At 51.1% G+C, this 23,509-nt stretch carries 22 protein-coding genes; all 22 read right to left on the bottom strand.

Features of this window, described 5'->3' with window-relative positions:
- Positions 1 to 152: 152 nt before the first annotated feature.
- Positions 153 to 422, bottom strand: coding sequence for a 30S ribosomal protein S15 (gene rpsO / locus BN3772_RS10175; protein WP_036656390.1), 270 nt, complete (start codon positions 420 to 422; stop codon positions 153 to 155).
- A 150-nt stretch (positions 423 to 572) separates the two neighbouring features.
- Positions 573 to 1,520, bottom strand: coding sequence for a bifunctional riboflavin kinase/FAD synthetase (locus tag BN3772_RS10170; protein ID WP_042199213.1), 948 nt, complete (start codon positions 1,518 to 1,520; stop codon positions 573 to 575).
- 38 nt (positions 1,521 to 1,558) lie between these two features.
- On the bottom strand, positions 1,559 to 2,473 hold the full coding sequence (truB, locus tag BN3772_RS10165) for a tRNA pseudouridine(55) synthase TruB (RefSeq protein ID WP_042199212.1): 915 nt from the start codon (positions 2,471 to 2,473) through the stop codon (positions 1,559 to 1,561).
- A complete protein-coding gene (locus BN3772_RS10160) occupies positions 2,470 to 3,447 on the bottom strand; it encodes a DHH family phosphoesterase (RefSeq protein ID WP_042199210.1) in 978 nt (325 codons plus the stop codon). The genes truB and BN3772_RS10160 overlap by 4 nt, the downstream gene beginning before the upstream one ends.
- Before the next feature lie 21 nt (positions 3,448 to 3,468).
- Positions 3,469 to 3,819, bottom strand: a complete 351-nt coding sequence (rbfA, locus tag BN3772_RS10155) for a 30S ribosome-binding factor RbfA (protein WP_042177490.1) — start codon at positions 3,817 to 3,819, stop codon at positions 3,469 to 3,471.
- 17 nt (positions 3,820 to 3,836) lie between these two features.
- Positions 3,837 to 6,506, bottom strand: coding sequence for a translation initiation factor IF-2 (gene infB / locus BN3772_RS10150; protein ID WP_042199209.1), 2,670 nt, complete (start codon positions 6,504 to 6,506; stop codon positions 3,837 to 3,839).
- The gene (locus BN3772_RS30890; protein WP_036724725.1) at positions 6,499 to 6,822 is read right to left on the bottom strand and encodes a YlxQ family RNA-binding protein; all 324 of its coding nucleotides are present in this window, start codon (positions 6,820 to 6,822) and stop codon (positions 6,499 to 6,501) included. The genes infB and BN3772_RS30890 overlap by 8 nt, the downstream gene beginning before the upstream one ends.
- Positions 6,815 to 7,123 (bottom strand): RNase P modulator RnpM, encoded by a 309-nt coding sequence (gene rnpM / locus BN3772_RS10145; RefSeq protein ID WP_042177492.1) that lies wholly within the window; start codon positions 7,121 to 7,123, stop codon positions 6,815 to 6,817. Before rnpM ends, BN3772_RS30890 begins: the two co-directional genes overlap by 8 nt.
- Before the next feature lie 31 nt (positions 7,124 to 7,154).
- Positions 7,155 to 8,252, bottom strand: coding sequence for a transcription termination factor NusA (nusA, locus tag BN3772_RS10140; protein ID WP_042177493.1), 1,098 nt, complete (start codon positions 8,250 to 8,252; stop codon positions 7,155 to 7,157).
- A gap of 26 nt (positions 8,253 to 8,278) precedes the next feature.
- Positions 8,279 to 8,746, bottom strand: coding sequence for a ribosome maturation factor RimP (gene rimP / locus BN3772_RS10135; protein ID WP_038593427.1), 468 nt, complete (start codon positions 8,744 to 8,746; stop codon positions 8,279 to 8,281).
- A gap of 244 nt (positions 8,747 to 8,990) precedes the next feature.
- Positions 8,991 to 13,322 (bottom strand): PolC-type DNA polymerase III, encoded by a 4,332-nt coding sequence (locus tag BN3772_RS10130; RefSeq protein ID WP_042199208.1) that lies wholly within the window; start codon positions 13,320 to 13,322, stop codon positions 8,991 to 8,993.
- Positions 13,323 to 13,456: 134 nt separating this feature from the next.
- The gene (proS, locus tag BN3772_RS10125; RefSeq protein WP_042199206.1) at positions 13,457 to 14,905 is read right to left on the bottom strand and encodes a proline--tRNA ligase; all 1,449 of its coding nucleotides are present in this window, start codon (positions 14,903 to 14,905) and stop codon (positions 13,457 to 13,459) included.
- An 82-nt stretch (positions 14,906 to 14,987) separates the two neighbouring features.
- Positions 14,988 to 16,262, bottom strand: coding sequence for an RIP metalloprotease RseP (rseP, locus tag BN3772_RS10120; RefSeq protein ID WP_042199205.1), 1,275 nt, complete (start codon positions 16,260 to 16,262; stop codon positions 14,988 to 14,990).
- Positions 16,263 to 16,416: 154 nt separating this feature from the next.
- Complete coding sequence (locus BN3772_RS10115) at positions 16,417 to 17,556, bottom strand: 1-deoxy-D-xylulose-5-phosphate reductoisomerase (RefSeq protein ID WP_042199204.1); 1,140 nt, start codon at positions 17,554 to 17,556, stop codon at positions 16,417 to 16,419.
- 22 nt (positions 17,557 to 17,578) lie between these two features.
- Positions 17,579 to 18,382 (bottom strand): phosphatidate cytidylyltransferase, encoded by an 804-nt coding sequence (locus tag BN3772_RS10110; RefSeq protein WP_042199203.1) that lies wholly within the window; start codon positions 18,380 to 18,382, stop codon positions 17,579 to 17,581.
- 21 nt (positions 18,383 to 18,403) lie between these two features.
- Positions 18,404 to 19,177 (bottom strand): isoprenyl transferase, encoded by a 774-nt coding sequence (locus BN3772_RS10105; protein ID WP_042199201.1) that lies wholly within the window; start codon positions 19,175 to 19,177, stop codon positions 18,404 to 18,406.
- Between the two features lie 79 nt (positions 19,178 to 19,256).
- The gene (frr, locus tag BN3772_RS10100) at positions 19,257 to 19,811 is read right to left on the bottom strand and encodes a ribosome recycling factor (protein WP_042177500.1); all 555 of its coding nucleotides are present in this window, start codon (positions 19,809 to 19,811) and stop codon (positions 19,257 to 19,259) included.
- Complete coding sequence (gene pyrH, locus BN3772_RS10095) at positions 19,811 to 20,539, bottom strand: UMP kinase (protein WP_042199199.1); 729 nt, start codon at positions 20,537 to 20,539, stop codon at positions 19,811 to 19,813. The genes frr and pyrH overlap by 1 nt, the downstream gene beginning before the upstream one ends.
- 107 nt (positions 20,540 to 20,646) lie before the next feature.
- Positions 20,647 to 21,297: a translation elongation factor Ts gene (tsf, locus tag BN3772_RS10090; RefSeq protein ID WP_042199196.1), complete on the bottom strand. Its 651-nt coding sequence runs from the start codon at positions 21,295 to 21,297 to the stop codon at positions 20,647 to 20,649.
- 130 nt (positions 21,298 to 21,427) lie between these two features.
- The gene (rpsB, locus tag BN3772_RS10085) at positions 21,428 to 22,129 is read right to left on the bottom strand and encodes a 30S ribosomal protein S2 (RefSeq protein WP_039874217.1); all 702 of its coding nucleotides are present in this window, start codon (positions 22,127 to 22,129) and stop codon (positions 21,428 to 21,430) included.
- 199 nt (positions 22,130 to 22,328) lie between these two features.
- The gene (locus BN3772_RS10075; protein WP_042199195.1) at positions 22,329 to 22,931 is read right to left on the bottom strand and encodes a hypothetical protein; all 603 of its coding nucleotides are present in this window, start codon (positions 22,929 to 22,931) and stop codon (positions 22,329 to 22,331) included.
- Complete coding sequence (locus tag BN3772_RS10070; RefSeq protein ID WP_042199193.1) at positions 22,928 to 23,491, bottom strand: hypothetical protein; 564 nt, start codon at positions 23,489 to 23,491, stop codon at positions 22,928 to 22,930. The genes BN3772_RS10075 and BN3772_RS10070 overlap by 4 nt, the downstream gene beginning before the upstream one ends.
- Positions 23,492 to 23,509: the final 18 nt, after the last annotated feature.

The raw sequence follows: 23,509 nt of genomic DNA, 5'->3' as shown, positions 1-23,509 counted from the left end.
AAGGTAAAGCAGCCGTTTTTGATCATTATATCCTTTTGAAAGCTGGAAAAATCTCCGTAAATTTTCAAAAAGCAACCCGGCTGTCCCGCTGTCGATCGTAAGAAGGACATACGGTATACAACCAGGCTGCTTTAAGGGTACTCTTATGGAAATTAGCGACGCAATCCCAGTCTTTCGATCAGGGCGCTGTAACGTCTGATGTCTTTGTTCTTCAAATACGCCAGCAGTTTACGACGTTGTCCAACCATCTTCAGCAGTCCGCGACGGGAATGATGATCCTTCTTGTGCGTACGCAGGTGGTCAGTCAAATTAACGATGTTCTCCGTAAGGATAGCAACTTGCACCTCAGGGGATCCAGTATCGGATTCGTGAGTTTTGTGCTCGTCAATCAATTGGTGTTTACGTTCTTGAGTCAATGCCATCCTGTTCACCTCCTTCATTATAATCGCCATTAGCCTCGTCACCGTCGGTGAGAACGTGCAACCAAGCTAAGGTTATGATGCTGTCATTCCAGCAACGTTAATCAGTATAGCATCTTCGCAGACAAAAGTAAACGCATGTCCGGCAGAAGTTTATGAAGAATATCCCAACAGCTCTTTGGCCGTTCCGGCATCCTTCGCTATCTGCGAAATCAGGGCATCGATGGACTCAAACTTCCGTTCTGGACGGATGAAGGCCTGAAGCTCAACCTTCAGCTCCTGTCCATAGATGTCGGAAGCGAAATCAAACAAATGCACTTCAAAGCTCGGTGCCGACATCCCGTCATGAAAAGTGGGCTTAACGCCGACATTCATGACTCCGTACAGAATCTCCTCATTATAAAAGACCTTTACGGCGTAGACTCCCTTGGCAGGGATCACATAATGGTCTTCAAGCTGAAGATTGGCTGTCGGAAATCCAATGGTGCGTCCGCGCTTCTCGCCATGACCGACAATCCCGCGCAGATGATAACAACGCCCGAACCAGCTGTTCGCCAGGGTAAGATCACCGCTGTGCAGACTTCTGCGGATCCCAGAGCTGCTTACCTTCTCCCCTTCAAGCAGGAATGGAGGCACTGTCTCTACGCTCATTATTCCCTGTCCCAGTTCGCGCAGCATATCCGCATCGCCTTCACCCAGATATCCGAAGCGGAAGTCAAATCCGACCACGGCGGTTACAATCTGCAGCGGCAAAAGCATCACTGATACGAAATCCTGCGGGCTGACCCTGGAAAGCTGCTCATTAAATTCTATTATATACAAAATATCGACGCCCAAACCTGTCAGGATCTCCTGCTTGTCCTTCGGCGGGGTCAAATATCCATCATAATCGCCTTTGCCCATAACATCCTTGGGATGAGGATGAAAGGTCATTACTGCAGCCGGCACGCCTTGCCTCCGGGCCAGAGCAACAGCGGATGTAATGACGCTGGCATGTCCGCGGTGCAGTCCGTCGAACTGTCCCAGGGCGGCTACTTGAGGCTGTGCCCATAAAGCTGCAGTCTCCGGCGGTATTGGATAGCTTAAGGTTACGGTTCTCACGCTGTTTCTCACCTACAATTCACAGATAAAATTAATAATTAGCGCTGGGCGAACACTTTAACCGGTGCAATAGCACCCGTATCGTCCAGCTTGTATATGCCGAGGAACTCACCTGCAGTGTCGTACAGCCGGAAATCTCCGCTGTCCGTTACGGTTGGAGCAACATATCGGACTGAAAGACGCTGTCCCTGCAGGGCAGCCTTCTTCTTCTCCTCGCTCACCGTATGACGGGAGAGATGAGAAATAGCTTCATCTGCTGCAATCAGATGATGATCCAGTGTCCCGGCTTCCTTGTGCTCAGCAATCTGTTCAAGGGTCAGGCAATGGCTGGCAGAAATTCCTGCGGACATTGTCCGGGTAAGCTCTACCATGACACCCGGAAGCCCAAGCGCACGCCCTATATCCACACACAGTGTACGGATATAGGTTCCTTTGGAGCAGAGCACGCGGAAAGTAATATCAGGATAATTGCCATTCCAGACCATACCCGTCATTTCGATCTCATAGATTTCCACTTCGCGGCTCTTGCGCTCAACCGTTTTCCCTTCTCTGGCCAGCTCATAGAGACGCTTGCCGTCAACTTTAACGGCTGAGTACATTGGCGGCACCTGTGAGATAACGCCCTTGAATGTATTCAGCACAGTGAGCACTTCAGCTTCTGTCACCTTGACCTCATCCACTGATTCTGTGATCGTCCCTGTCATATCCTCGGTATCACTCGACAGCCCCAGGCGCAGTGTGGCTACATACTCCTTAGGAAGCTCCTGTATGTATTCCACGACCCGTGTAGCCCGTCCAAGACACAAAGGCAGCACCCCGGTCACTTGAGGATCAAGTGTTCCGGTGTGCCCAATCCGCTTCATGCCAAGAATGCGCCGGGCCTTGGCGACTACGTCATGCGATGTAAAACCGGCAGGCTTAAAGACTGCCAACACACCCGTAAGCTCACTCATAGATGGCGTCTGACCTCCTGAAGCACCAGAGCTACCGCTTCATCCAGTGTACCGTCGATACGCGCCCCGGCTGCCCGGGTATGTCCGCCTCCGCCGAATACCTGGGCCAGTGCAGCTACGTCAACCTTGCCGGCTGAGCGCAGGCTTGCTTTGACCGCATGCTCATTGATAACTTTAAACAGGATGCCTACCTCTACACCGCGGATATTACGGGGATAATTCACAATGCCTTCCAGATCTTCATTCGCCGCTCCGCAATCCATCATATCCTGAGGAGTAACATGCAGCCAGGCGATATCCCCTTCGGGGGATAGCTGCAGGGTATCCAGTGCACGGTTCAGCACCTTCACCTGAGCCAGCGTCATTTCCTCCAGCAGATTCTCAGCCAGCTCCGGACCGTTGACTCCCATCGCCAGAAGCTCCGAAACCGCCGCCATCACCTTAGGTGAAGTATTAGTATAACGGAAGCCGCCGGTATCCGTCAGAAGTCCGGTATAGATTGCTGTAGCAATATCAAGGTCCCATTCCACCTGAAACGTCTTCAGCAGGTCGAACAAAATTTCTGCAGTCGCAGCAGCATCCGGCTTAATCAGCGTTATGAATCCGTAACCGTTATTGGTTGGATGATGATCAATATTCACGATAACCGCATCGCTGGAGAAATGGCGCTGGGTGAGTCCCACACGCTGAAAATCTGCACAGTCGACGCAAATGATATTGCTGTACTGACGGGGCAGTTCACCTTCCGCCAGGTTCACGATTTCACCGGCATGCCATAAATATTCCATCCGCTTCGGGATCGGACCTTCATTCAGCATAGTATATTTTTTGCCCAGACATGAGAGAAGCCAGCCCACCGCAAGGGTGGAGCTGACTGCATCTCCGTCCGGCTGAACATGCGACACTACAAGATAATCGTCGTGTTCCAGCAGAAACTCACGGGTCTGCCGGAGACTTTGTTCATAGCTCTGCATTCGCCGTCTCCTTTATGATTCCTAGCTTTCTTCGTGCTTAATTTCACCCAGCAGCTTCTCAATATGACTTCCGTAAGCTACGGATTCGTCGAACTTGAAGATCAGCTCCGGCGTATGGCGCAGGCGGATAGCCTTACCAAGCTCAGAGCGGAGAAAGCCGTTAGCTTTCTCAATCGCTTTGAGCGAGGCATTCTGCTGCTCCGCATCACCGAACACGCTCAGGTACACTTTGGCCTGCGACAGATCGTTCGTCACGTCTACGCCGGTTACGGTAACAAACCCTACACGCGGGTCTTTCAGTCCGCCCTGGATAAGCTGGCTCAGCTCTTTTTTGATCTGTTCGCCAACCCGTCCTGCTCTGATTTTAGACATCTATATCACCTCTTCGCTTAGCGCTCTACCTTTTCCATGATGAACGCTTCGATAACGTCCCCCTCTTGGAGGTCATTATAGCGTTCCAAAGTTATGCCGCATTCATAACCCTGCGCCACTTCTTTAGCATCATCCTTGAAGCGCTTCAAGGTATCGACCTTGCCTTCGAAGACTACAATACCGCCGCGGACTAGACGCATTTCGGCATTGCGGGTGATTTTGCCGTCTGTAACCATACAGCCTGCAACACTGCCCACTTTGCTGATTTTGAAGACGTTGCGCACTTCAGCGTGGCCGATAATATTTTCTTTGAAGATCGGATCAAGCATACCCTTCATGGCACTTTCGATCTCTTCAATTACGTTATAGATGATGTTGTGCAGGCGCACATCAACCTTCTCCTGCTCAGCAGCAGCTTTGGTCTGGGTATCCGGACGAACGTTGAAGCCGATTACGATGGCATTGGATGCTGCAGCCAGCGTAATATCGGATTCCGTGATTGCACCCGCACCGCTGTGAATAATTTTTACGCGTACGCCTTCTACCTCGATCTTCGCCAGAGAGCCCTTAAGCGCCTCTACCGAACCCTGTACGTCTGCCTTGATGATAACGTTCAGGTCTTTGATCTCGCCGTCCTTGATATGCTTGAACAGATCATCCAGTGTTACACGGGTGTTCGTGTTCAGCTCGGATTGGCGCTGGGTGATGGAACGTCTGTCGGCAATCGCACGTGCTTTACGCTCGTCTTCGAAGGCCATGAACGGATCGCCCGCCTGCGGCACTTCAGTCAGACCGGTAATTTCTACCGGAGTGGAAGGTCCCGCTTCCTTGATTTTGCGTCCCTTGTCATTTACCATGGCGCGGACACGTCCGAAGCAGTTACCTGCTACAAATGCGTCTCCGACCTTCAGCGTACCGTTCTGTACAAGAATACGGGCAACCGGTCCGCGGTTTTTGTCAAGCTCGGCTTCTATTACTGTACCGCGTGCCCGTTTGTCAGGGTTCGCTTTATACTCGTTAACTTCAGCCACGAGCAGAATCATTTCCAGCAGCTCTTCCAGGTTAATGCGCTGCTTGGCTGACAGGTTAACGAAGATAGTGTCTCCGCCCCACTCTTCAGGCACCAGCTCATAGTTAGTAAGCTCCTGCTTAACACGGTCAGGATCTGCACCCGGCTTGTCGATTTTGTTAACTGCGACAATAATCGGAAGTCCGGCAGCCTTCGCATGGTTGATCGCTTCTACCGTCTGCGGCATAACACCGTCATCAGCAGCTACGACGATAATAGTCATATCCGTTACTTGAGCACCGCGGGCACGCATGGCGGTAAACGCTTCGTGACCCGGAGTATCCAGGAACGTAATTTTCTTGTGATTGATTTCAGCCTGGTATGCGCCGATGTGCTGTGTAATCCCGCCGGCTTCGCCGCCGGTTACGTTCGTTGAACGGATAGCATCGAGCAATGTTGTTTTACCATGGTCAACGTGACCCATGATCGTAACAACAGGCGGACGTGTCATCAATTCCTCATCGGAATCGTTCTCTTCCACCGTTTCGAAGCTATCTTCATCAACAGGGATCTTCACTTCTACTTCTACGCCGAATTCACCGGACAAGAGCAGAATAGTGTCGATATCAAGCTCCTGGTTGATGGTTGCCATTACACCCATCAGGATCAGCTTCTTAATAACTTCTGAAGCATCCTTATGCAGCAGTTTGGCAGTTTCGCCGACGGTCATGCTGCCGCGGACAATAATCTTCTTAGGGGTGTTGTCAATCTTCTCACGCTGTACCATTGGCTGGTTCCGTCCGCCACGGCCGTTCTTGCCGTTGCCGCGGCCGCGATAATTGCCGCCTCTGCCGTCTTCGAACCGTTTTTGTCCGCTGTTATTGTTCGGTCTGTTACCCGTAGTGTTCTTCTTCGGTCCTCTGTCGCCGCCACGGGAGAAATCTCCGCCGCCTTGTCCTTGCGGACGGCTGTCTGTACGCGGAGCGCTGCCGCCTTGTCCTTGAGGACGACTGCCTGTACCGCTTCCTTGAGGACGGCTACCGCCAGTAGAGCTTCCTTGCGGACGGTTGCCGCCAGTGGAGCTGCCTTGTGGGCGGTTGCCGCCAGTGGAGCTGCCTTGCGGACGGTTGCCGCCAGTGGAGCTTCCCTGTGGACGGTTGCCGCCAGTGGAGCTTCCCTGCGGACGGTTGCCGCCGGTTGAGCTGCCTTGTGGACGGCTACCACCAGTGGAACTGCCCTGCGGGCGGTTGCCGCCGGTTGAGCTGCCCTGCGGGCGGGAATTCTGGGTGGAGCCTGAGTTGGTTCTGCGGGAATCTTGTCCGCTTTGGGGCCTGGACGACGTTGTCGATTGGTTGTTGTTTTGGTTACTGTTCATACCTACCTGCTTTTCCGGTTGATTTTTGTTGGCATTCTGAGCACTATGGGGTTCGGCGGTTACCGTGCCGGCTCCTGCCGGACGGCTGCTGGTGCCGTTGTCCCGCTTGGCTGCAGCGTTTGATTTGATGTCCTTAAAGAACTGCTCCACTTTGTTTACGGAGCCGTCCTCCATCACACTCATATGATTATTCACAGGAACATTCAAACGCTTCAGAATTGTAATAATTTCTTTACTGCTCATATTCAGAGATTTCGCGTATTCATACACGCGCAGTTTATCCTTATTATCTTCTTTAGTCAATAACTCCACCTCCGACAGTATCTCCAAGCGTTCTGGAGATCATTTCCGCGAATCCTTTATCCGTAACGGCCAGCACAACGCGCTGGTCCTTACCAATACTTGCACCGAGTTCATCCCGGTGAAATGCGATTACTAGTGGAATATCGTAGGTTCCGCACTTATCACGGAACTTTTTTTGGGTATTATCTGAAGCGTCACCTGCCAGGACGACCAGCTTCGCCTCTGAAGACCGCACTGCTTTGAGCACAGCCTCATCTCCGGTGACAATCTTGCCTGCTCTCATCGCAAGCCCTAAATAAGAAAGGGTTTTACTCATTGTCCTCACTGTCCTTTGCTGCTAGAAATTCTTCCTCGACGGATGCAAAATCCCTTGCCAGCTGGGCATAGATTTCAGGACTCACCTGACATTTTAATGCACGGTCAAGCGCTTTGTTCTTTTGTGCCAGTTTAAAGCATTCCAGTTTACCGCAGATGTAAGCACCCCGGCCTGACTTTTTGCCCGTCAGATCGATCATCACTTCGCCGTCCGGCGTACGGACCACACGGATCAGCTCTTTCTTCGGCATCATTTCCTGGCTGGCAACGCATTTGCGCAGCGGAACCTTCTTTTGCTTCATTTTAATCGCCTCCCGTCAGTCAACAGCCAAATTAATCGATGGAGACGGAATCCTGATGCATTTCATCGCTAAACGTCTTCGGTCTGCCGTACTCCTGCTCCGCCTGCGTCTCGCTCTTGATATCAATTTTCCAGCCGGTCAGCTTAGCGGCAAGACGGGCGTTCTGCCCCTTGATACCGATTGCCAGCGACAGCTGGTAGTCAGGCACAATCACACGGGCCATTTTCTCAGCTTCAAAGACCTGAACCTCAAGTACCTTGGACGGGCTGAGTGCATTGGCTACGTATTCCTGCACCGCTTCGGAGTAACGCACGATGTCGATCTTCTCGCCGCGCAGCTCAGTGACGATAGTCTGCACACGTGTACCTCTAGGGCCTACGCATGAGCCGACCGGATCAACCTCTTCATTGCGGGAGAACACGGCAATCTTTGAACGGAAGCCCGCTTCACGGGCCACGGAACGAATCTCAACGACCCCGTCAAAGATTTCAGGAACCTCAAGCTCAAACAGACGCTTCAAGAGGCCCGGATGGCTGCGGGACAGCATGATCTGCGGTCCTTTAGTCGTATTTTCCACCTTGGTAATATAAGCCTTAATCCGCTCGCTCTGCTTGAATTTCTCTCCAGGCATAAGCTCGCTGAGCGGAAGCACGGCTTCGATTTTGCCAAGGTCGACGTAAATATTGCGCATATCCTGGCGCTGCACCAGACCAGTCACAATATCGTCTTCCTTATCAATAAAAGCGTTATAGATAAGTCCGCGCTCCGCTTCACGGATGCGCTGGGTTACGACCTGCTTGGCGGTTTGTGCGGCAATACGTCCGAAATCGCGCGGTGTCACTTCAAGCTCGGCAACGTCTTCCAGCTGGAAATGCGGGTTGATTTCCCTTGCGGCAGGCAAGGAAATTTCTGTTCTGGCGTCGAGAACCTCCTCGACAACCAGCTTGCGGGCAAATACCTTAATCACGCCTGTGTTGCGGTTCATATCCACACGCACGTTCTGCGCCGCATTGAAATTGCGTTTATAGCTGGAGATTAGCGCAGCTTCGATGGCTTCAAACAGCACATCCTTGCTGATGCCTTTCTCCCTTTCCAGTTCATTCATAGCTTCAATAAAATCCATACTCATGAAATTCCGGTCCCCCTTTCAAAACATTAAAAAATAATGGCCAATCTCGCGCTGGCGACTTTGGCATACGGCACAACATGTTCTTTTTTTCCCGCGGAGATGAGCAGTTCCTCATTCTCGAACGAGAGCAAACGGCCCTCAAACTCCTTAAGACCCTGAATCGGCTCATAAACCGTTACATATACGTCTTTACCCACAGCTTTGGCTACATCCGCCGCTTTTTTGAGCGGGCGTTCAGCTCCAGGTGAGGAAACCTCCAGGAAATAAGCCTCAGGAATCGGATCGTTCTCATCCAGCTTTGAGCTGAAATATTCGCTGATGGCACCGCAGTCATCAATATCAATGCCGCCTTCTTTATCTACGAATATGCGCAAAAACCAGTTTGAACCTTCCTTAACGTACTCAACGTCCACCAGTTCGAAACCATTGTCCTCAAGATAGGACCCGAGCATCTGCTCTACCGTTTGTTTGATTTTGGATTTCGGTGTGCTCAAAAGAAAATTACCTCCACGAACTTGTCTTTTGCTATATACCAAAGATAAAGAGTGGGTTTCCCCACTCTTTACACAACGGACTTATCTCATTATTACCAAGAAAAATTATACCATAGTGCATCTGCACTGACAAGTACCAGCCCTTGACTGCCTGTCCGGGACAGCTTTGCGCGGTCCCTATTGAGGGGGAGACCGAAAAGCGCCCGGTGATTCTCCGGAGCCATCCCTTCACTTTGTTAGGGTCTTAGAATAACGACAGCTGGTTGCTCTCCGGCAGTCCGCGGAAGCAGCCCATGCCGGTGAGCAGCTCTATTACGGTCTTACTTGCTTTGGATTTCTGCTGGAAATCCTCAATCGACAGGAACTCGCCGGCGTCCTTGGCGGCAGCAATATTAATTGCCGCATTCTCACCGATTCCGGCAAGCGCAGAGAACGGAGGAATCAGGCTTTTGCCGTCAACAGTAAAGCGGTTGGCATCGGAATGGTACAGATCGATATTCTTAAAGCTGAAGCCGCGGGCCGTCATTTCCAGTGCCATCTCGAGCACCGGCAGCATCGCTTTTTCTTTTGGCAGCGCCTGGAAGCCCTTGCCTTCAATCTCGCCGATCTGGCGGTTGATCGCTTCATAGCCCTGGCAGCAGAGCTCGATGTCAAAATCAGCGGCACGTACCGAGAAGTATGTTGCATAATATTCAATCGGATGATACAGCTTGAAGTAGGCGGTCCGCACTGCAGAGATTACATATGCAGCGGCATGCGCCTTCGGGAACATGTATTGGATCTTCAGACAGGAGTCAATATACCATTGCGGCACCTTGCACTTCTTCATCTCTTCAATCCATTCGGGAGGCAGCCCTTTCCCTTTACGCACGCTTTCCGTAATTTTAAAGGCCAGACTGGCATCCATACCCGCCTTATAGATCAGATACAGCATGATATCGTCACGGCAGCCGATTACGGTCTTAATGTTACAGGTGTTGTTCTTGATCAGCTCCTGCGCATTACCCAGCCATACCCCCGTACCGTGAGAAAGTCCTGAAATCTGCAGCAAGTCGGCGAAGCTGGACGGCTTCGATTCAATCAGCATCTGGCGGACAAATTTGGTCCCCATTTCCGGTACCCCGTAGGTGGCCACTGGTGTCCGGATCTGTTCCGGACGCACACCAAGCGCCTCTGTCGAATTGAACATGCTCATAACCTTCGGGTCATTCATCGGTATAGTGGTCGGATCAACCCCGGTCAGATCCTGCAGCATACGCATCATAGTCGGATCATCGTGGCCCAGAATATCAAGCTTCAGCAGATTGGCGTCAAAAGCGTGATAATCAAAATGCGTCGTCTTCCACTCGGCAGTCACATCATCGGCCGGGAACTGGACGGGAGTAATATCCTCGATCTCCATATAATCCGGCAGAACCACAATCCCGCCGGGATGCTGGCCGGTGCTGCGCTTGACGCCTGTACAGCCTGCAGCCAGGCGGTTAACCTCAGCGCCGCGCCAGCGCTTCTGGTGATGCTCTTCATACTTCTTGGTGAAGCCGAAGGCCGTCTTCTCCGCTACCGTACCAATCGTTCCTGCACGGAATACGTTATCCGGACCAAACATTGTCTTGGTAAAGTTATGGGCATTCGGCTGGTATTCCCCGGAAAAGTTAAGGTCGATATCGGGCACCTTGTCCCCTTTGAAGCCTAGGAAGGTCTCAAACGGAATGTCCTGGCCTTCCCCCTTCAGTCTGCCGCCGCAGTCGGGGCAAGCTTTATCCGGCAAGTCAAAACCGCTCGGTATGCTGCCGTCCAGGAACCATTCATTGTGTTTGCATTCCGGATTCAGGCAAATATAATGGGCCGGCAGCGGATTAACCTCGGAGATGCCGAGAAAGGTCGCGACTACAGACGAGCCGACCGAACCACGGGAACCTACGAGATATCCGTCCTGGTTAGACTTTTTAACAAGCCGCTCAGAGATCAGGTAGTTGGCAGAGAAACCGAATTTGATAATCGGCGCAAGCTCTTTTTCCAGGCGGGCCACCACAACCTCCGGCAGATCCTCACCATAGATGGATTTAGCCGTGTTATAGCAGGTACTGCGGATTTCATCGTCTGCCCCTTCAATATTAGGGGTGAACAGATCGCTGGGGAACAGATCGTATTCCTCGAACCGTTCAGCAAGCGCTACAGTGTTGGTAACAACAACCTCCATCGCTTTTTCGGCACCCAGGAATTCAAATTCTGTCAGCATTTCATCTGTTGTCCGGAAATGGGCGTCCGGCTTGACCTGATCCTTCAGCGGACTGAATCCGGTAATGCCGTGAATGGTGATGTCACGGAACAGCTTTTGGCGCGGCTCCAGATAATGAACATTGCCCGTGGCAATGACCGGTTTGTTCATCTGTTCGCCGATTTCGCAGATCTTGCGCACAACATCCCTTAAATCCTCAGCCGTTGCCACAAACCCTTTATCCACGAGATGCATATACATCGTCAGCGGCTGAATCTCCAGCACATCATAGAACTGGGCAACCTCCATCGCTTCCTCTACCGTTTTGTTGAGCACCGTTTCAAAAAATTCCCCGCGCTCACACCCTGAAATAACGATTAGCCCGTCGCGGTACTGCTCAAGCTTCGATTTCGGAATACACGGCACGCGCTTAAAGTACTCGGTATGGCTCATTGAGATCAGCTTATACAGGTTCTTTTTGCCGGCAGGATTAAGGGCATAGATTCCGCAGTGGAACGGCCGGACATTGGACAGATCATTACCGACATAGTCATTCAGGCGCTCTAGCCGGGTCAGATTCTTCAGCTTCTCAGCATCGTTCAGGAGACCGGTCAGGATGCCGCCGAGCGCAATTGTATCATCAATCGCACGGTGATGACTCTCCAGCAATACTTTATATTTATCCGCCAGTGTATTCAGCCGGTGGTTCTTCATGCTCGGATACAGCAGCCGCGCCAGCTCCAGCGTATCGAGGGACGGATTCGGAAGCTCAGGCTGGCCAAGCTTGCGCAGAGAGGCCTGGATGAAGCCCATATCAAACCGCGCATTGTGGGCAACCAGTACGGCATCGCCAATAAACTCGACAAAGTCTTTCAGTACCGGCTCCAGATCCGGGGCATCCTTGACCATTTCGTCAGTGATGTTAGTCAGCTGCTGGATGTGGTACGGGATTTTTTCGTGCGGATTAACGAATGTTGTATAACGGCCGATCTCCTTGCCTTCGCACATTTTGATAGCAGCAAGCTCGGTAATATTATTGCGGGTGATGGACAAACCGGTGGTCTCGATATCGAATACGACATAGGTTGCTGTCTTGAGATCCATCGGCTGTGCATTTTCCACTATATTGACCGCATCGTTGACAACATTGGCTTCCACACCGTAGAGCATTTTGATTTTATGCTTATGGACAGCATGATTGGCTTCCGGAAAACTCTGCACGTTCCCGTGATCGGAAACAGCAATCGCCGGATGGCCCCATTTGGCGGCAGTTTTAATGTATTCACCAATCGGCGTGACGGCATCCATTGTGCTCATTGTTGTGTGCAGGTGGAATTCTACCCGTTTTTGCTTGGCATTATCCTTGCGGGCCGGCGGTGCGTTTACCTCGGACAGATCCGATGGAATCATTACCAGCTCAGGAATCTGCATGAACCGGTCGTATTCAACCTTGCCGCGCGCTCTGACCCACTTGCCATTAGCCAGCTGGCTCATAATTTTGAGATCTTCCTTGGTCTTGGCGAACATTTTGATCTGCAAAGAATCCGTAAAGTCTGTTATGAAGAAGGTGAACAGCGTATTTCCGTTGCGCAGCTCCTTGCTCTCCAGGCCAAAAATCGTTCCCTGAATCGTTATTTTCTTCTCTTCGTCCTGAATCTGCAGAATCGGTGTAGCCTGCTCCTTAATTTCATAACCTACCTGAAGCTTAATCACTTCGTTCGGATCGGTTTCGTCCTCAGGTTCCTCCGGTTCACTGTTCATCATCATCAATTCAACGATTTCACGCTGCTCCTGCTGCAGCTTCTGCTGGAATTCCTCATAGGCATCCGCTTTGCTGGTCTCATTCTCGGCAATCTGCAGCTTGACCTTCAGTTCCATTCCGAAATATTTATTATAAAATTTAATAATGGCGGCTTCGATTCCCTTTTTGCGGGCCAGCTCCAGTGACATCTTATCGTTCAGGCTAAGCACAAGCGTACTGTCCTGAAGCTCCTGTGCAGACCGGGTCAGCCAGCCGTTAACCGAAGGAATTTCCCGCTGTGCCCATTCCAGGAACAGTCCCCAATACTCCTGTACAACCTCCTGCCTGCCAACCTTCTCTACATCATATACAAACAGGAAGCTGACTTTGGCGATATGCTGCAGCTTCTCACGCATTCTCAAACAAAATGTCCGGTACATCTGCGCCGGCACAAGACTGCTCTTGGTGATGACAATATGCCAGTCCTTATTGCCCCGGCTGATCTCTACCCGCTCAATCTGTCCGTCCAAAAAATAGGGATCAATCAGTGCAGGCGGAATTTCGCCCTGCTTCATCAGGAGCTCGAACCTTCTTCTTCTCTCCGCGTTCTGTTCCATGCTTCCCCCACCCGCTTACGCAATAATAAATTATAAAAAGCTTCCGGGTCGACAAAGTGTTGGGTTCTTTCGGACCGCCGACTCCTCTCGCCAGAAGCTGCATTCAGATACTGTCTATTATACTTGTTTCCTGCTTAATAGGCTTTGGCAAAAACAACCGTATGCTTGGCCGGCTTACCGCAGCAGATACAGGTGGTCTTCTGCACAGCCGGATTAAACGGAATATTGCGGCTGCCCGCACCCGTTACTTCTTTTACCTTATCCTCGCATTCCTCGGTTCCGCACCAGCCTGCCAGGGCAAAGCCGCGCTTCTCCTCCATCGAGGCCTTCATCTCTTCAAGTGTGTCCGCAGAATAGAAGTGATCCTCGCGGAACTTCAGTGCACGCTCAAACATTTCATTATGCACCTGCTCCAGCATGGCCTGCACTTCTTCCACCAGGTTGTCCTGCTGGATAACTTTCTTTTCACCGCTAATACGGGACACCAGCACACAAACACCGTTCTCCATATCACGCGGACCCAGTTCCAGACGGACAGGCACACCGCGCATTTCATATTCATTGAACTTCCAGCCAGGAGTCAGATCGGACCGGTCGTCTACACGTACACGCACTCCGGCATCCTTCAGCTGCTTGAACAGCTCGTCCGTCCGGCCGATAACAGCTTCACGGGTCTTAGGCGGTCCGATAGGAATCATAATAACCTGAGTCGGAGCAACCTTAGGCGGAAGCGCCAGTCCGCGGTCATCCCCGTGAACCATAATTAGCGAGCCGATCAGGCGGGTTGTAGATCCCCACGAAGTAGTATGCACGTGCTCCAGTACATTTTCGCGGCTCAGATACTGAATTTCAAATGCTTCAGCAAATTTGGTTCCAAGATAATGGGAAGTGGCGGCTTGAACAGCCCGTCCATCCTTCATCATGGCTTCAATGGAGTAAGTATCCACTGCACCGGCAAAACGCTCCGAAGGCGTCTTCTGGCCGGTAACAACCGGGATTGCCAGGAAGGTCTCGACGAAATCACGGTAGTTCTCCAGCATCCGCATGGTTTCTTCCCGTGCCTCGGTTTCATTCTCATGTGCTGTATGGCCTTCCTGCCACAGGAACTCTGTTGTCCGGATAAAAGGCAGGGTGCGTTTTTCCCAGCGTACCACATTCGCCCACTGGTTGATCAGCACCGGCAGGTCGCGGTAAGACTGAATCCATTTGGAATACATGTGCCCAAACATGGTTTCTGAGGTCGGACGGACAGCCAGACGCTCCTCCAGCACATCTCCGCCCGCTTCAGTTACCCAGGGAAGCTCCGGATTGAAGCCTTCGATGTGATCCTTTTCCTTCTGGAAAAAGCTCTCCGGAATAAATACCGGGAAATAGGCGTTGCGGTGACCGGTAGCCTTCAGGCGGCGGTTCATTTCCTCCTGGATATGCTCCCAGATTTCGTAGCCCTCCGGTTTGAATACGATACAGCCGCGGACCGGCGAATAATCCATCAGATCTGCTTTTTTGATTACATCAATATACCAGCGCGAGAAATCCTCGCTTTGCGGCGTTATTTCCGTAACGAACTGCTTATCTTTAGCCATGTCATGAAATCCTCCTAAATTGTCAGGCAAATTGCTGCCGGCTCCTTAGCCGCCCGGCCTTCATTTGCGGTTCCGCCATAAATCAGCCTGTAATCAGGCGCAATATATCATTATAGGTTACAACGATTACAACCAGGAACAGCAGGGCAAAGCCGACAAAATGGACCATCCCCTCATGGTTCGGATCAACCGGCTTCCCGCGCAGCGCTTCGACACCCAGGAAGACCAGACGGCTTCCGTCCAGCGCCGGAACCGGCAGCAGATTAAAGATCCCCAGATACAGACTGAGAATGGCAGCCCAGTATGTGAGATATTCAATACCCTGCTGGGCAATTCTGCCTGTCATTTGTGCTGTTCCTACAGGACCGGAAACATCATCCAGGTTAAAGTTGTTGATCAGCTGCTTGAATCCTGTAAAGATGAGCTCGGTTGTAGTAACCATGGCTGTGCCTGATTTGGTAATCGTCTCGCCAAAGCCTGCTTTTCGTGTCTCTACATCCCGAGTGACCCCAACTTTACCGCCTTCCTGCCCCTCCATCGTCCGGGGAATCATCGTCACTTCATACGTTTCATTCCCTCGCTTCAGCACCCAGTTCATTTCTTCACCTTTGGAAGCAGAGGTCAGGTTGATCATTTTCATATAATCTCCGCCGATTTGTTCACCGTTAACAGAGACTACGATATCCCCCACCTGCAATCCGGCCTCTTCTGCAGGCATGCCAGCAGAAATCTCACCGATTCTGACCACGGTTGGATTCTCGATAGGAATGCCGGCGAGCTGCAGATGCAGCGCAAACAGCACGAAAGCAAGAATGAAGTTCATTACCGGTCCCGCTACAATTGCGAGCGCACGCTGTCCGACAGTTTTACTGCCGAATTGACGGTCCTTAGGCGCGATCTGGGTCTGCTGTCCACCCTTAATCATCATCGCCTGCGGATGCACGTCGTAGGTTGTCACCTCACCGTCTACGTCAAGACGGATTTTCAGTTCATCCTCAAGATCGGTAAACTGCGCTTCACCGCGGATTACATTTCTGCGGGTGTCAAGCGAGTCGAGATAAATATTCTTAACCTTGTTGTCCTGGCCGAGCCTGACCGCAATCGTCTGCCCCTGGCCGATCTCAACAATTTCGGGATCCTCCCCGGCCATCCGTGCATAACCGCCGAACGGCAGCAGACGGAGCGTGAACTGGGTTTCACCGCGTCTATAAGAAAACAGTTTCGGGCCGAAACCGATAGCAAATTCACGTACAAGTATACCGGCGCGTCTGGCAAAATAATAATGTCCCCATTCATGGACAGTCACCAGAACAAAAAACATAAGCACCGTTAAAAACACGACCCTTACCATTTCCATCCGTAACATTCCCCCTTTAGGTGTAAGACCGAAGTATGTCCTCTTAATTTATCATTATTCCAAGGTTCGGCACAAGAGAATCAACTGTCTCAGCCTATTTTTACAGGGCAACGTAAATCTACCGCCCCGCTTAAGCCTACCGCCTGATCAGCGCTTAGAGCTTAGCGGCAATTTCCCGGGTTACTGTATCACAATGCTTAATCTGCTGCAGATCAGGGCTGTTCACATTTTGATGCTGCTGCAGCACCCTATCCACGATCTCTTCAATGTGCAAAAACGAAATTTCACGGTTCAGGAAGCGCGCAACCGCAACCTCATTCGCCGCGTTATAGGCGGTGCTTGCCGTCCCGCCGGCCTTGCCGCACTCTATCGCCAGCTTAAGCAGCGGATACCGTACAAAGTCCATATCACGGAAGGTCAGGCGGCCGGTCTCCGCCAGCGACAGCCGGGCTGCCGGTGAAGGCCAGCGGTCCGGATAAGTCAGGGCGTATTGAATCGGAACACGCATGTCCGGGCTGCCAAGCTGGGCAATGATGCTGCTGTCGCAAAATTCCACATAAGAATGAATAATGCTCTCCGGATGCAGCAATACATTAATTTTTTCGTACGGAAGATTGAACAGCCAATGCGCCTCAATGACCTCCAGTCCCTTATTAACCATCGTAGCCGAGTCAATAGTAATCTTGGCTCCCATGGTCCAATTCGGGTGGCGAAGCGCATCTTCTACGGTAACATTTACCAGCTGGTCACGAGTGTAATCCCGGAATGAGCCGCCGGACGCTGTCACTGTTATAGAGGCAACATCTGCACGGTTCTCACCGTTCAGGCATTGGAAGATAGCGGAATGCTCGCTGTCAACCGGAAGGAGCTTCACTCCCTTACGGCCGGCAAGCTCTGTTACCAGATGGCCTGCGGTGACAAGCGTTTCCTTGTTGGCCAGCCCGATATGGCGGCCGGCTTCTATTGCAGCAAGCGTAGACTCAAGGCCGATGCTGCCCACCAGCGCTGTTACAACCGTCTGGGCATCTCCTCCGGCTGCTATCTCCACCAGGCCCTCATTGCCGTAGTAGAGCTCTACGCCGGACGGCAGGCTGGACCGCAGTTGATCTGCATGCTGCTTTGTTGAGACCGATACACGGCGCGGGTTAAAGCGGCGGACCTGCTCAAGCAGCAGATCCGTGTTGCTGCCTGCGGCTAACCCATCCACTGTAAACTGCTCTGGATGCATGGCAACCACATCCAGAGTCTGGGTACCGATTGAACCGGTGGAGCCGAGTATACTTATTTTTTTCACAGTTATATCTTCTCCCTGTCGTTTAATAGTAAGGCATCAGCATTACGATATGTACGAAAGGAAATACGATAATCCAGCTGTCGCAGCGGTCAAGAATACCACCATGACCAGGCAGCAGCGAGCCTGAATCCTTAATACCGTACACCCGTTTATAGGCAGACTGCACCAGATCACCAAGCTGGCCTAAAACAGCAGCAGACAAGCCGATCAGCAGTGCCCGTCCAATATTCAGCAGATCAGGAGCGAACAAAGCAAACGCAACCGAAATAATTACAGAAATTGCTACACCGCCGAGCGCGCCCTCGACCGTTTTATTGGGGCTTATAGCCGGCCACAGCTTATTTTTTCCGAAGCTTCGGCCTACAAAGTAAGCACCGGCATCACTGCCCCAGATGCAGCACAGCAGCAGCAGTGTCCAGAACAGCCCGTTGCCGTCGCCTGCAGCGCGGGCGGTACCCATATAGGAAAAACCCGTTCCTATGTATACAATGCCGGTAAACAACAGTGCAATGAGCTTAATATCGAGTTTATTTTTACTAAATACCGTTACAAGCAGAAGAACTAGCAATAATAGCCATACTCCCTGTTCCCATGACAGCCAGGCAGGAACATCCAGCAGCTCCCAGGGGATCATGAAGCCGACAATCGAACCATAACCAAGCAGAGCAGTGCCGCTAAACGGAGTGAGCCCTGTCATTTTGACAAATTCATATAACCCGACAAGCGCCATGGCAGTCAGCAAGAGGTGATAGGACCAGCCTCCAATTGCACAAAGGCCCAAAAACAGCGCCCCGGCCACAATTCCGGTAATGAGTCGTTGCTTCAAAGGTTCTCATCTCCCATCAGGCTACTTCAATCCGCCATAACGGCGTGTACGGCGCTGATATTCTGCCACAGCCTGCGTCAAGTGCTTCTTGTCAAACTCAGGCCAGAAGGCATCAGTAAACCAAAACTCACTGTAGGCAACCTGCCACAGCATGAAATTGCTCAGCCGCATCTCTCCGCTTGTACGGATCAGCAGATCCGGATCAGGCAAGCCGCCGGACAGCAGTCTGCTGTCAATCAGCTCTGAGGTAATGTCCTCCGGTGTTAGCCGGCCGGCCTTGATGTCATTACCAAGCTCACGCATACAGTCTTCAAGCTCTTTGCGTCCGCCGTAATTCAGCGCGAAATTTAAGACAAGTCCGTTATTGTGCCGGGTCCGCTCTACGGCTTCTTCCATTGCTTTGCGGGTATGGGAAGGCAGCGCTTCACTGTCACCCATCACACGTACCTGCACATTTTTTTCGATCAGCTCATCCAGTTCAAGGGCAAGGAATTCTACAGGCAGCTTCATCAGGAAATCAACCTCATCCTTGGGCCGCTTCCAGTTCTCTGTTGAGAAAGCATACATCGTCAGGAACTCCACTCCCAGATCATTAGCTGCGATGGTAGCACGTTTTACAGCCTTCATCCCGTTTTGATGACCGACAATGCGGGGAAGGCCGCGCCGTTTTGCCCAGCGTCCGTTCCCGTCCATAATAATCGCTATATGCCGGGGAATATTGTCCGGTGAGATCTCAGCGGGCTGTTCTTCCTGCCTGTCGTTACGGCTAAGCCATGCTTGAATCCGTTTGATCATTTCCGTTTCCTCCAAGCTCTTATCAGAAAGAGACAAACCCCACCATATGCGGAGGGGCTTTGAGGTCTCTTGATTATCATTATACTTCCATAATCTCTTTTTCTTTGGACAAGAGCACCTTATCAACTTCAGCTATGAACTTATCCGTTGATTTTTGAATATCTTCCTGATGCCCGCGCGACTCATCTTCCGAAATACCGTTTTTCTCCATCTTCTTGATGTCATCATTGGCATCGCGGCGGATGTTGCGGATAGCAACCTTTGCTTCCTCACCGAACTTTTTGGTGAATTTCACCAGCTCGGTGCGGCGCTCTTCGGTAAGAGCAGGAATGCTGAGGCGGATAATGGTACCGTCATTGGCTGGTGTAAGGCCCAGATCGGATTTCATAATCGCCCGTTCAATATCAGCTACAGAGGATCTGTCCCAAGGCTGGATTAGCAGGGTACGGGAATCCGGGGTGCTGATATTGGCCAGCTGGTTAACCGGTGTAGGCGCACCGTAATATTCAACCTGGATCCGATCCAGAAGCGCTGTAGATGCACGACCTGCTCGCAAGGTTGCCAGATCACGCTTCAGGGAAGCAATCGCTTTTTCCATACGTTCTTCGGCATTTTTCTTAACCGTCTGTGGCATTAATCTACACTCCCTTTAACAATCGTTCCGATTCTTTCACCAAGAACGACACGTTTGATATTGCCTTGCTCTGTAATAGCAAACACAATGAGCGGTATATTATTATCCATGCACAGAGAGGAAGCTGTGGAATCCATTACTCCCAGATTTTTGTTCAGCACATCCATATAGGTCAGCTGTTCAAATTTCTCGGCTGTAGGATCTTTGAACGGATCTGCTGAGTAGACACCGTCCACCTTGTTCTTCGCCATCAAAATCACTTCTGCTTCAATCTCAGCTGCTCTAAGCGCCGCAGTTGTATCTGTGGAGAAGAAAGGATTCCCTGTTCCGGCGGCAAAAATAACCACACGGCCCTTCTCCAGATGGCGGATGGCCCGGCGGCGGATGTACGGTTCAGCAATCTGCTGCATGGAAATAGAGGTCTGCACCCGGGTAGGAACATCAATCTGCTCCAAAGCATCCTGTAGAGCGAGCGAGTTCATAACGGTAGCAAGCATCCCCATATAGTCGGCTGTTGCACGGTCAATACCGCTTGCACTGCCGGCGATTCCGCGCCAGATGTTGCCGCCTCCGCAGACGATGGCTACTTGAACACCAAGCTCAACCACTTCCTTAACCTGCTGGGCAATGGAATTAATTGTCTCCGCATCAATACCATATCCGTTTTGTCCCGACAGAGATTCACCACTTACTTTAAGAACGACTCTCTTAAATACCGGCTGTCCCAATTGTATACCCTCACTTTCTTACAAAAGACGGAACACTAGGTGTACGTGTTCCGTTCTTTTGATGCTTGCCTTTATTCAATTCTAAAGATGTTTCAATACAGTATTAATTATTGTTTAACTTGCGCCATTACTTCATCAACGAAGTTTTCAACTTTTTTCTCAAGGCCTTCACCCAGCTCGTAACGAACGAAACGACGGATAGAGATATTTTCGCCGATAGTGCTGATTTTTTCATTCAGCAGCTGATTGATTGTTTTGTCTGGATCTTTAACGAAAGGCTGCTCAAGCAGGCAGTATTCTTCGTAGAACTTGCTGATGCGTCCTTCAACCATTTTTTCAACGATTTTCTCCGGCTTACCTTCGTTCAGAGCCTGAGCTTTCAGAATTTCTTTTTCTTTCTCAACAGCATCAGCCGGAACTTCTTCACGGCGTACATACTGCGGGCTTGCTGCAGCGATCTGCATAGCGATATCGCGTGCGAATTCTTTGAAGGAATCTGTTTTACCAACGAAGTCAGTTTCGCAGTTGATTTCTACCAGTACGCCGATACGTCCGCCAGCGTGGATGTAAGATTCTACAGTACCTTCAGTAGCAATACGTCCAGCTTTGTTAGCTGCTGCAGAAAGACCTTTTTCGCGGAGAAGTTCAGCCGCTTTAGTGATATCGCCGTTTGCTTCTTCAAGCGCCTTTTTACAATCAAGCATACCTGCGCCTGTTCTTTCACGAAGTTCTTTTACGGATTTTGCATCTACTGCCATTGTTATTCCCTCCAGATAATTGTCGTTTTATTCCATTCAAGGCCTTTATCCTAAAAAAAGGGCAGTGAGAGGTTATCCACCTGCCAACCACCCTTTTCATTTAAGTTCTTGTTTATATCCCGGCTGACTATTAAGCAGTAGTTGTATCTTCGCCCTGGTGAGCTTCTACAACAGCATCTGCCATTTTACCAGTCAACAATTTAACGGCGCGGATAGCGTCATCGTTACCTGGAATTACATAGTCGATTTCGTCCGGATCACAGTTAGTATCAACGATAGCTACGATAGGGATACCCAATTTGCGGGCTTCCGCAACAGCGATACGCTCTTTACGCGGGTCAATGATGAACAGCGCGCTTGGCAGGCCCTTCATGTTCTTGATACCGCCCAGGAATTTTTCAAGACGATCTTTCTCTTTGCGGAGAAGGATAACTTCTTTCTTAGGCAGAACTTGGAAGGTACCGTCTTCTTCCCAAGCTTCCAGTTTCTTCAGGCGGTCAATACGCTTCTGAATAGTTTGGAAGTTAGTCAGGGTACCACCCAGCCAACGCTGGTTGATGAAGAACATTCCGGAACGCTCAGCTTCTTCCTTAACGGAATCCTGAGCTTGTTTCTTGGTTCCTACGAAGAGGATTGTGCCGTTGTCGGCAGCTACACTTTTAACAAAGTTGTAAGCTTCCTCTACCTTTTTAACCGTTTTTTGCAGGTCAATAATGTAAATTCCGTTTCTTTCAGTGAAGATATAACGATCCATCTTCGGGTTCCAACGACGGGTCTGGTGACCGAAGTGTACCCCAGCTTCGAGAAGCTGTTTCATGGAGATTACTGCCATCTTCACACACCTCCTAGATTTGGTTTATTGTGTGTCTCCTCCGCCGTGCGTCATTTTCCTACAAGACTTTCTTCAGAAGAAAGCACCTCTTGTCGAAATCAACCGGCGTGTGTTTTAACACCGTCAATTACTATAACATATTAAAATACGGGTTGCAATGATTTAAGAAATATTTTGTGATTTCCTGGTGTTCCCTGCGTTATTTCACTGTAATCAGCTTTTCAATAATCGAATCTACACTTTCATTCTTCACAAAATTGTAGCTCCCGTATTGAATTTTAGTATTGATTTTACGGCTGACAGCGGTCTGCAAAAACTCGTTTTGATCACTGATGACGCCGGAAGCTGCAAGAATCCGTGCTGTTTCAGTAAGTGTGCTGCCTGCAGGAATACGCACAGCAATGCCTCCCGGCGCCGCAGCCTGCGGTGTAGCCGGAGCAGCCGGAGCTTCAGCAGTTCCGCTGCTCGGGGCCGGCTGGGACGGAGAGGCCGGCATGCTAGGCTTGGCTGCGGCACTGGGCTGGACCGCAGCGGCCGCTGTAGCTGCAGGCGTAGATGTAGGCACTGGCGTCGCTGCGCCGCCTGCCTGACCTTCAGGAGCAGGATCAGCTTCATCTGGCGCTACAGTAGCCAGCGGTGCGGCAGCCGGGTCTGTAACAGTCAGATTAAGCAGTGCAGCCTGCCTGACAAGCTCCTCCCGGGTCAGCGGCGCTACGCCCCCGGAAATCATCAGCTGCAGGAGCAGCGCTCCTGCAATTAGTCCCGCACCCAGGCCTAGCATGAATGAACGGTTCTTAATCATACCGATTCCTCCTGCTTGGCCAGCTGCAGGATAAGCTGAACTTCGCCCCGCTGCAGGCCGGCTGTCTTGGCGATGGAGTCGATAGACTTGCCTTGCTCATGCAGCTCGAACAGACGCGGATAACGCAGCTTAATTGAGCTTACCGGCTTTGCTTTGGGCTCAGGGGCGGCTACCAGACTTGCGGAAGTATCAGCAGCAGCCGGACGGACGGCATTATCTCTGGCGATGGCTGTAAGCTGAAGCAGCCCCTTTTCTTCGGCTGTCAGACGGGCATCAAGCAGTGCAGTGCTCTTGTGCAGATCTGCAATCTGATCACGCAGTACGCTAATCTCCTCCTGCAAAGCCGCCTTAGTGCTCTGTGACTGCGTTTTGATGCTGCTGACCAGCTGCAGCATCTCACTGTTCTCGCGCTCCAAATCCGCCATATACAGTTCAAGTGCAGCCTCAGTATCTTTCAGGCTCTGCTTCTCGGCCCCTTCTTCTTTGCGGCGTGCCGGCAGGATAAGAGCGTAGACAATAGCAACTGCGCCTACCAGCACAATGTATATCCATGGTTGCAAATGCGTGTTCTCCTTTAC

This window comes from Paenibacillus camerounensis, assembly GCF_000723885.1.
GTDB classification, from domain to species: Bacteria; Bacillota; Bacilli; order Paenibacillales; family Paenibacillaceae; genus Paenibacillus_AQ; species Paenibacillus_AQ camerounensis.
The sequence above is the reverse complement of the archived record's forward strand: the minus strand, read 5'-3'. Positions and strand labels throughout refer to the sequence as shown.

Excerpts from the sequence above, each read along its gene's own strand:
- BN3772_RS10105 (WP_042199201.1), bottom strand. The coding sequence starts at position 19,177 with ATGATCAAACGGATTCAAGCATGGCTTAGCCGTAACGACAGGCAGGAA.
- proS (WP_042199206.1), bottom strand. The coding sequence starts at position 14,905 with ATGGCTAAAGATAAGCAGTTCGTTACGGAAATAACGCCGCAAAGCGAG.
- rpsB (WP_039874217.1), bottom strand. The coding sequence starts at position 22,129 with ATGGCAGTAATCTCCATGAAACAGCTTCTCGAAGCTGGGGTACACTTC.
- frr (WP_042177500.1), bottom strand. The coding sequence starts at position 19,811 with ATGCCACAGACGGTTAAGAAAAATGCCGAAGAACGTATGGAAAAAGCG.
- nusA (WP_042177493.1), bottom strand. The coding sequence starts at position 8,252 with ATGAGTATGGATTTTATTGAAGCTATGAATGAACTGGAAAGGGAGAAA.
- BN3772_RS10075 (WP_042199195.1), bottom strand. The coding sequence starts at position 22,931 with ATGATTAAGAACCGTTCATTCATGCTAGGCCTGGGTGCGGGACTAATT.
- BN3772_RS10130 (WP_042199208.1), bottom strand. The coding sequence starts at position 13,322 with ATGGAACAGAACGCGGAGAGAAGAAGAAGGTTCGAGCTCCTGATGAAG.
- BN3772_RS10160 (WP_042199210.1), bottom strand. The coding sequence starts at position 3,447 with ATGCAGAGCTATGAACAAAGTCTCCGGCAGACCCGTGAGTTTCTGCTG.
- truB (WP_042199212.1), bottom strand. The coding sequence starts at position 2,473 with ATGAGTGAGCTTACGGGTGTGTTGGCAGTCTTTAAGCCTGCCGGTTTT.
- BN3772_RS30890 (WP_036724725.1), bottom strand. The coding sequence starts at position 6,822 with ATGAGTAAAACCCTTTCTTATTTAGGGCTTGCGATGAGAGCAGGCAAG.
- rseP (WP_042199205.1), bottom strand. The coding sequence starts at position 16,262 with ATGGAAATGGTAAGGGTCGTGTTTTTAACGGTGCTTATGTTTTTTGTT.
- rpsO (WP_036656390.1), bottom strand. The coding sequence starts at position 422 with ATGGCATTGACTCAAGAACGTAAACACCAATTGATTGACGAGCACAAA.
- rnpM (WP_042177492.1), bottom strand. The coding sequence starts at position 7,123 with ATGAAGCAAAAGAAGGTTCCGCTGCGCAAATGCGTTGCCAGCCAGGAA.
- tsf (WP_042199196.1), bottom strand. The coding sequence starts at position 21,297 with ATGGCAGTAGATGCAAAATCCGTAAAAGAACTTCGTGAAAGAACAGGC.
- rbfA (WP_042177490.1), bottom strand. The coding sequence starts at position 3,819 with ATGTCTAAAATCAGAGCAGGACGGGTTGGCGAACAGATCAAAAAAGAG.